1 protein-coding gene is annotated in these 513 nt (G+C 57.1%); it reads right to left on the bottom strand.

Annotation, left to right across the window (positions count from 1 at the left end; translation table 11 throughout):
• A partial coding sequence (locus tag J5224_RS35255) for a DEAD/DEAH box helicase (RefSeq protein WP_264629417.1) occupies nt 1-439 on the bottom strand: 439 nt, incomplete at its 3' end.
• Nucleotides 440-513 lie beyond the last annotated feature (74 nt).

The raw sequence follows: 513 nt of genomic DNA, 5'->3' as shown, positions 1-513 counted from the left end.
CCGGTTCCAGCTCATCACTGAGAAACGCCAGCAAATCCCCTTGCGCCGTCTCGGAGGTCAGTGCCGCCAGATTGCGTGGGCAGAGATAGCGCGCCCGGCCAAAAGCGGCGGTGAAGGTGAGATCCGGGATGAATTTTTTCAGCAGCGGCAGATCTTTGGTCACAATCTGATCCTGCAACGCGATATTGGCGGTGCTGATCACCAGCGTCTTGCTTTCTGCGCGCGCAATTGCAATGCCGGGGATCAGGTAGGACAGGGTTTTACCCACGCCAGTGGGTGCCTCAATAACCGCGTGACGCGGGTATTCCCCCGCCAGGGTTTTCGCCACTTCGGCGATCATCTGTCGCTGCGGAGCACGAGAGATAAAATCAGGAATATGTTGTTGCAGCGCCTTATACCACTGGTCGATTTGCTGCTTGATTGTGGGGGTAAGCGCCATGCCATCTCAATGTCTGTCCAATTCTGCGGCTATTGTCCCACAGACGGCGGCAAACGTCAGCCCCCATTCCCCTC

It is taken from the genome of Candidatus Symbiopectobacterium sp. NZEC135 (assembly GCF_025962695.1).
This window is presented reverse-complemented; position numbering and strand designations above follow the sequence as displayed.